Raw genomic sequence first — 7,050 nt, 5'->3', positions numbered from 1 at the left:
AATCATACTTTATCTCGAAAAACAACTGTAGTGCTAGGGCCTGTTAGATCTTGAAATTCTTCCCATATTATAGAAATGGAAGAAGGAGACGGAACAGGCACTTTTACGGACGAGACATGGGCGATCTGGGAACCTCTGATTGAGGCGGTTCGCCCACGAGGCAAGACGCCGCCCCATGATCTGCGGCGCACGATTGCAGCGATTTTCTGGCGTCATGAGAATGGCGCGAAATGGCGCAGCATCCCTGCGGAACTGGGGCCATGGTGGCGGGCGGCCCAGCTTTTCATCCGCTGGGCGAAGCTCGGCGTGTGGGGACGCCTGCTCACACTGGTTAGGACCAACAGGGAGTGGCGTTCGGAATGATTTTGCTGGATGGTAAGAACATCAGGGTTCACCACAAGGCGGCGGGAGTCCAAAAAAGGGGCCTCTTTCGAAGAGCGAGACCATCGTGAAGCACTTGGCCGCTCTCGCGGCGGCTATGGCACAAAAGTCTGTGTGATTGCTGATGGACACGGAAAAGCCATCAGTTTTGCACTGGCTCCCGGACAGGCCCATGAACTGCCACTGGCACCAGCCATGCTCAATAGTCTTCCCGCCATCCCCCTGTGGGTGGTGGCGGACAAGGGCTATGCGTCGGATGCCTTCCGTGAACGGATATGGGACATGGGAGCCCGACCGGCCATTCCCGCAAAACGACGCGATGCATCGGTTGCCTGCCCCAAATGGGCCTATCGGTGTCGGCACATGGTCGAGAACCTCTGGGCGCGCCTCAAGGAGTGGCGTGCAGTCGCGACCAGATACGAAAAAACAGCGGCGTCATTCCTTGCCGTCATACACATCGCAGCAACAGCAGACTGGATCAAGCGCTAACAGGCCCTAGGCTTATTGGCATCCATATTTTTCTCGGAAAGTAGGATCAAACTCAATAGACCAAATAGGAGCGTAAGCTCTGTGAGGAATATGGTCTAACTGACCGAAAATTATCGTCAACTGGTTGTTTCTGAATATTCTTCAAACAGAACCGTTATTGTTTGTATTCGGTTCGACTGTTTTTCAACCGCCCCTCTCCCATAAACAGCAGCAGCGGGGCGGCGATGAAGATGGAGGAGGACGTTCCTACTACAATGCCGAACAACATTGTCCAGGCGAAGCCGGAGAGGGTGGTTCCGCCGAACAGGGCCAAGGGCAGGGCGGCCAGGAAGACGGTGGAGGAAGTGCCTAGTGTGCGGTTGAGGGTCTCGTTGATGGAGAGATCAATCAGTTCGCGCAGCGGCATGGTGCGGTATTTGCGTAGGTTTTCACGTACGCGGTCGTACACCACAACCTTATCGTTGGTCGAATAGCCAAGGATGGTCAGGATGGCCGCAACCATCACCAAATCAAACTCAAAACCTGTAATCACCAGAAAGCCCATGGTCTTGGTCAGATCCAGCACCAGTGTAATGACGGCGCTGAGGGCAAATTCCCACTCAAAGCGGAACCAGATATAGGCAAGGATCATCGCAAGGCTCAGGCCAAGGGCCAGCATGCCGTTGCGGAACAGTTCGGATGAAACGGATGCGCCAACGGCATCGGCCCGCAGAACAGTTGTGCCGGGCTGAGCTTCATCGACGGCGTGGCGCACGCTATCAACAACCTTGTTGGTTTCCTGTCCATCACCTGTGTCCAGCCGGATCAGCACATCGTTCGGTGCGCCAAATGCCTGGATAGAAGCATGCGTGATGTTATGGGCGGCCAAAGCCGTACGCAACTTGCCGAAATCGGCCGGGCCGGATGTTTTGGCTTCCACCACAATCCCGCCGCGAAAATCCAGTCCGAGTGTTAGGCCCGGATAGAAGAACAGCCCGATGGAGGCCAGAGACAGCACGGCTGAGGTAATCAGGCCCGCAAAGCGCCCGCGCATGAAGTTGATATGGGTATCCTTGCGCACAAAACGCAGGAGAGGACGTCCGAACATATGCGCCTCGTCTCAGACTGGAAGGCTGGTGGGGCGCGTGAGCGCGTACCAGCGGACCATAAGCAGCCGGGAAAGAAGAAGAGTGGTGAACAGCGTGGTGGCAATACCGATGGTGATTGTCAGCGCAAAGCCGCGCACGGGGCCGGTGCCAAACACAAACAGCATGACATGAGCCAGAAGGGCCGTGGCGTTACTGTCCACAATGGTGGAGGTGGCGCGCTCAAAACCGGCCTGCATGGCTGCCAGAGGTGTGCGCCCGCGAGCCACTTCTTCACGAATACGCTCATTGATTAGAATGTTGGCATCAACCGCCATCCCTAATGTCAGCAGCATGCCGGCCATGCCGGGCAGGGTGAGTGTGGCTTCAAACAGAGAGAGGATGGCCACCATCAGAACCAGGTTGGCCAGCAGGGCAACGTTCGCGTACCAGCCGAAGCGACCATAGAACAATGCCATGAACAGAATGACCATCACGAACCCAGCGGCCAGACTGAGCATGCCAGCCCGGATGGAATCTGCGCCCAGAGACGGACCAATTGTCCGCTGTTCAACCACGCTGAGAGGAGCGGGTAGAGCGCCAGCGCGCAGCATAAGGGCGAGGTCTGTCGCGCGTTGGGCATCAAAGCCGCCCGTGATCTGACCATTGCCACCCGTAATGGGGGAGCGAATGACCGGCGCTTCAATCACCTTATTATCTAGCACAATGGCGAAGCGCTTACCGACATTGGCCTGCGTGACAGTTGAGAAAGCATGCGTGCCGATTGAGTCAAACGTGAAGGAAACGGCCCATTCGCCTGACTGGGAATCAATGGCGGCACCAGCGTTTGTCAGGTCCGTGCCGTCAACATCTACATGATCGTAGACGGGTAGGGGGCCGCCTTCCGCCGGGTCGGACATGGGCAGCAGGCTGACGCCAGGTGGCGGAGCCGTAGTGTGCATGGGGTTGGAATCGACCAGCCGGAACGTCATTTTGGCGGTGGTGCCCAGCAGAGTCTTGATCCGCTCCGGATCGCTTACACCCGGGAGTTCCACGACAATGCGGTCGTCGCCCTGACGGGTGATTTCGGGATCAACCGCACCTGTGGCGTCAATGCGGCGGCGCACGATCTCGATGGACTGGGTCACGGCTTCACGAGCACGAGCTTTTACCGCATCCTGAGACAGGGTCAGGACAATGGAGCCATTATCCTGCTTCTTGACCGTGAATTCGTTGGGAACAACGCGCGGCAGCTTTTCCAGCGCGGTTACGTCAGCATCAGCTTCAGACGCATCACGCGGGTTGAAGGAGACGGTGCCTGCATCCGCATTGGTGGTAATGTTGCGGTAACCAAGTTGGGACTTCAGCAGAGTTTCCCGTGTGGTGTCCGCCAGCGTTTGCAGGCGGTCATGCGTCAGGCTTTTCAGATCCACCTGCATAAGCAGATACGAGCCGCCGCGCAGATCCAACCCAAGGTGGATTTGCCGCCAGGGCATGGACGGGAAGGGGTTGCGCAGGCCATTGGGCAGGCAAAGCAGCAGACCTAACAGGCATACACCCAGTACCGAGGCCAACTTGAGGCGGCTGTAATACATTCTCACCTGAAACAATCGGTTTTTGTCGCCCGGAACATGCCGCTCCCTTGCGTGTGATGCAACACTCTGTGGCGATATGAAGGAGGGTGTCCGGTATTCGGCGTGGGAAAGTGGCCTCCTTGCATCAGTCTGAAAGCGCGGAAAGCTGCCCACAAATGGGTAGAGACACCCACTGGAAAACTATTTTCGATTCGGAGAGAGAAAAGGAGGCGAAGCCTCACTCTCCCGGTTTTGCGGCGGAGAAAACACAGGCTCTTGGCAGGAGCACGGAAGGTCATTAGGAACAAAACAGAAACATAATCTGTGATTTTGGGGTTTGTGCTGTGGGCTGCTACCGCTGTGTCGAATGAAAGTGCGCGGGATAAGGAAGGATCGGGAATGACACAGGGCAGCTTGCGGGTTGGGGTGATTGGAGCCGGGCATTTCGGGCGCTACCACACCCTGAAAGTGCGGAGCGTGCCGCGTGAGGTGCTGGTGGGTCTGTTTGATCCGGACACGCGCAGGGCTGCCGAGGTGGCGAAAGAAGCCGGATGCCCGGTTTTTGAGAGTGTGGAAGATCTACTGGCCCAGTGTGATGCTGTGGTGGTTGCGGCCCCGGCAGAGTTCCACTTTGAACTGGCCGTGCAGGCGTTACGGGCCGGTAAGCATGTGCTGGTGGAAAAGCCGGTGGCAGCCACACTGGAGCAAGCGGATTTTCTGGTCACTCTGGCAGATGAAACCGGACTGGTGTGTCAGGTTGGGCATTTGTTGCGCTATTCAGCCGAACATGAGGCTATCACCCGCCGTATCACCCGCCCTCTTTATATAGAGGCAACACGGATTGCGCCTTTCAAGCCGCGCGGTACGGATGTGTCTGTGATTCTCGATCTGATGATTCATGATCTGGATCTGGTGTTGGCGATTGTGGATAGCCCGATTGCGCAGGTGGATGCCTTGGGGGCAGCGGTCAGTTCAGCCCATGAGGATATTGCCAATGCACGTGTCCGTTTTGAAAACGGCTGCGTCGCAACCATTACCGCAAGCCGAATCTCTCTGAAGACAGAGCGCCGGATGCGACTGTTTTCTGAGGAAGGCTATCTCTCTGCCGATTTTGGTAAGCGCGAGTTGACCATGATTGGTAAAGAGCGTGGGATTCCGTTGCCGGGAACGGGTGGTTTCCGACGGGAAGCGATCTCATGGAAAGATCATGATTCGCTCCACGCGGAACATGAGGCCTTTGTGGCGGCGTGTCTGGATGGAGCGCCGGTAGTGGTGGATGTCCGGGCCGGACGGCGCGCTCTGGCGGCGGCATTGGCCGTGGCGGATGGAATTGAAGAGTCACGCAGACGGATGGAGATGTCGGGTTTGATTGGCGTGGTCTGAAAAAAATATTCTGCCCCGTATATCTGATGATCGCTGAAAACTGCGCCAAAAGTGGAAAGCAAGTTTTTTTTGCCGATTCAGGGTGAAAAAAAACACTAGATATAGGGTCGATGATGGCGCAAAAACGCGAGATATGGTGCCGCGGCAGAGCGCGCCCACAAGCACAGCCACACCTTACCTAAAGCAAGCGGAGCAAGTGACCTCATGACTCTGGTCGACGTTCAGGAAAATGAAAGCCGCCGTTCCGAGACGCGTGAGGTCGGTACCGGCGATCTGTTCGAGCCCGGCAAGCTGGAAGACATGGTTCAGTTGCCTGGCCATCACCAGGTAAGGGTGGACCGTTCACGCGATGCGCTGCTGACACCGTTTGGCAAGGCCACGCTGGATAACCGCTACCTGCTGCCTGATGAGAGCTATCAGGATCTGTTCGGGCGTGTGTCGTCCTATTATGGGGCGGATGCGGCGCATGCGCAGCGGATTTATGATTATATGAGCCAGCATTGGTTCATGCCCGCAACGCCGGTACTCTCTAATGGCGGCACCACGCGCGGCCTGCCTATTTCCTGCTTTCTGAACGAAGCAAGCGATAGTCTGGAAGGCATTGTGGGGCTGTGGAACGAAAATGTGTGGCTGGCCAGCAAGGGCGGCGGCATTGGTTCCTATTGGGGCAATCTGCGTTCCATTGGTGAAAATGTAGGCCGGAATGGCAAGACATCCGGCGTTATCCCCTTCATTCGGGTGATGGACAGCCTGACGCTGGCCATCAGTCAGGGGTCTCTGCGTCGCGGCTCAGCTGCTGTCTATCTGCCGGTCTGGCATCCGGAAATAGAAGAGTTCATTGAAATTCGTCGTCCTACAGGGGGTGATCCCAACCGGAAGGCGCTGAACCTGCACCATGGTATTCTGGTGTCTGACGCTTTCATGCGGGCCGTGGAAGCGGACGATGAATGGGGACTGGTTTCCCCCAAGGACGGCACGGTTATCCGTAAGGTGTCTGCCCGCGCACTGTGGATCCGTATTCTGACAGCCCGTATGGAGCAGGGTGAGCCGTATATTGTGTATTCAGACCACGTGAACAACGCGCGGCCGGAACATCACAAACTGGCGGGGCTGGAAGTCAAGACGTCCAATCTGTGCTCGGAAATTACGTTGCCGACTGGGGTTGATCATCACGGAAAGCAGCGTACGGCAGTCTGCTGTCTTTCGTCCCTCAATCTGGAAACGTGGGAGCAGTGGAACGATAACCCGCAGTTCATTGAAGATGTGATGCTGTTTCTGGATAACGTGTTGCAGGACTTCATTGACCGTGCACCGCCGGAAATGAAGCACGCAGCATATGCCGCCGCGCGGGAACGTTCTGTTGGGCTGGGAGTTATGGGGTTCCATTCCTTCCTTCAGGCCAAAGGTGTTCCGTTTGAAGGTGTGATGGCAAAGGTTTGGAATCGCAAGATTTTCAAACATATCCGCGAACAGGCCGATGCAGCATCTCGCAAGCTGGCGGATCTGCGGGGACCTTGCCCTGATGCGGCCGAATATGGCGTGCATGAACGGTTTTCCAACAAGATGGCGATCGCGCCTACGGCGTCTATCTCCATTATTGCCGGGAATGCGAGCCCCGGAATTGAGCCGATTGCCGCGAACGTGTTCCTGCAGAAAACGCTTTCCGGCTCCTTTACCGTGCGTAACCGCCACCTGCTGAAGCTGTTGCAGGAGAAGGGCAAGGATACGGAAGAAGTATGGTCCTACATTACGCTGAACAAGGGTAGCGTGCAGGGGCTAGACTTCCTGAGTGATGATGAAAAGGCCGTTTTCAAAACCGCCTTTGAACTCGATCAGCGCTGGATTGTGGAGCACGCGGCAGACCGGCAGCCTTATGTGTGTCAGGCGCAGTCCGTCAATCTGTTCCTGCCTGCCAATGTGCATAAGCGGGACCTGCATCAGATTCACCATATGGCATGGAAGAAGGGTCTGAAATCCCTGTATTATTGCCGGTCCCTTTCCATCCAGCGGGCAGATACGGTCAGTAACGTGTTGACCAAGGCCGACGTGCTGGCGGCGGAAGATGCGCAGAGAGCAGAAGCCACGTCGGCATCGGGCAATAACAACAACTATGATGAATGTCTTGCCTGCCAGTAAAAGGCAGGGAAATCATTCAGCGT

Annotated in this window: 4 protein-coding genes and 1 pseudogene; 3 read left to right on the top strand and 2 right to left on the bottom strand. The window is 56.4% G+C overall.

What is annotated here, in order from left to right; translation table 11 throughout:
* The first annotated feature begins 75 nt into the window (after positions 1-75).
* A pseudogene (locus AD944_RS16485) lies at positions 76-870 on the top strand (IS5 family transposase).
* Between the two features lie 154 nt (positions 871-1,024).
* On the opposite strand, the gene secF reads toward AD944_RS16485, so the two are convergent.
* Together secF and secD are read right to left on the bottom strand one after the other, a co-directional pair.
* Entirely contained in the window at positions 1,025-1,957 is a 933-nt protein-coding gene (gene secF / locus AD944_RS14070) for a protein translocase subunit SecF (RefSeq protein WP_045541869.1), read from the bottom strand.
* 12 nt (positions 1,958-1,969) lie between these two features.
* Positions 1,970-3,535 carry a protein translocase subunit SecD gene (secD, locus tag AD944_RS14065; RefSeq protein ID WP_179946472.1) on the bottom strand — a complete coding sequence of 522 codons (1,566 nt, stop codon included), beginning with the start codon at positions 3,533-3,535 and terminating at the stop codon, positions 1,970-1,972.
* A 372-nt stretch (positions 3,536-3,907) separates the two neighbouring features.
* Between secD and AD944_RS14060 the strand changes: the two genes are divergently transcribed.
* Together AD944_RS14060 and AD944_RS14055 are read left to right on the top strand one after the other, a co-directional pair.
* The gene (locus tag AD944_RS14060) at positions 3,908-4,891 is read left to right on the top strand and encodes a Gfo/Idh/MocA family protein (RefSeq protein ID WP_045541871.1); all 984 of its coding nucleotides are present in this window, start codon (positions 3,908-3,910) and stop codon (positions 4,889-4,891) included.
* A gap of 204 nt (positions 4,892-5,095) precedes the next feature.
* Positions 5,096-7,027 carry a ribonucleoside-diphosphate reductase subunit alpha gene (locus AD944_RS14055; RefSeq protein ID WP_045541872.1) on the top strand — a complete coding sequence of 644 codons (1,932 nt, stop codon included), beginning with the start codon at positions 5,096-5,098 and terminating at the stop codon, positions 7,025-7,027.
* Positions 7,028-7,050: the final 23 nt, after the last annotated feature.

It is taken from the genome of Acetobacter tropicalis (genome assembly GCF_001580915.1).
In the GTDB taxonomy this organism is placed as follows: Bacteria; Pseudomonadota; Alphaproteobacteria; order Acetobacterales; family Acetobacteraceae; genus Acetobacter; species Acetobacter tropicalis.
The sequence above is the reverse complement of the archived record's forward strand: the minus strand, read 5'-3'. Positions and strand labels throughout refer to the sequence as shown.

What these genes read in the sequence shown, in the direction of transcription:
- AD944_RS14055 (WP_045541872.1), top strand. Translation starts at nt 5,096, where the DNA reads ATGACTCTGGTCGACGTTCAGGAAAATGAAAGCCGCCGTTCCGAGACG.
- secF (WP_045541869.1), bottom strand. Translation starts at nt 1,957, where the DNA reads ATGTTCGGACGTCCTCTCCTGCGTTTTGTGCGCAAGGATACCCATATC.
- AD944_RS14060 (WP_045541871.1), top strand. Translation starts at nt 3,908, where the DNA reads ATGACACAGGGCAGCTTGCGGGTTGGGGTGATTGGAGCCGGGCATTTC.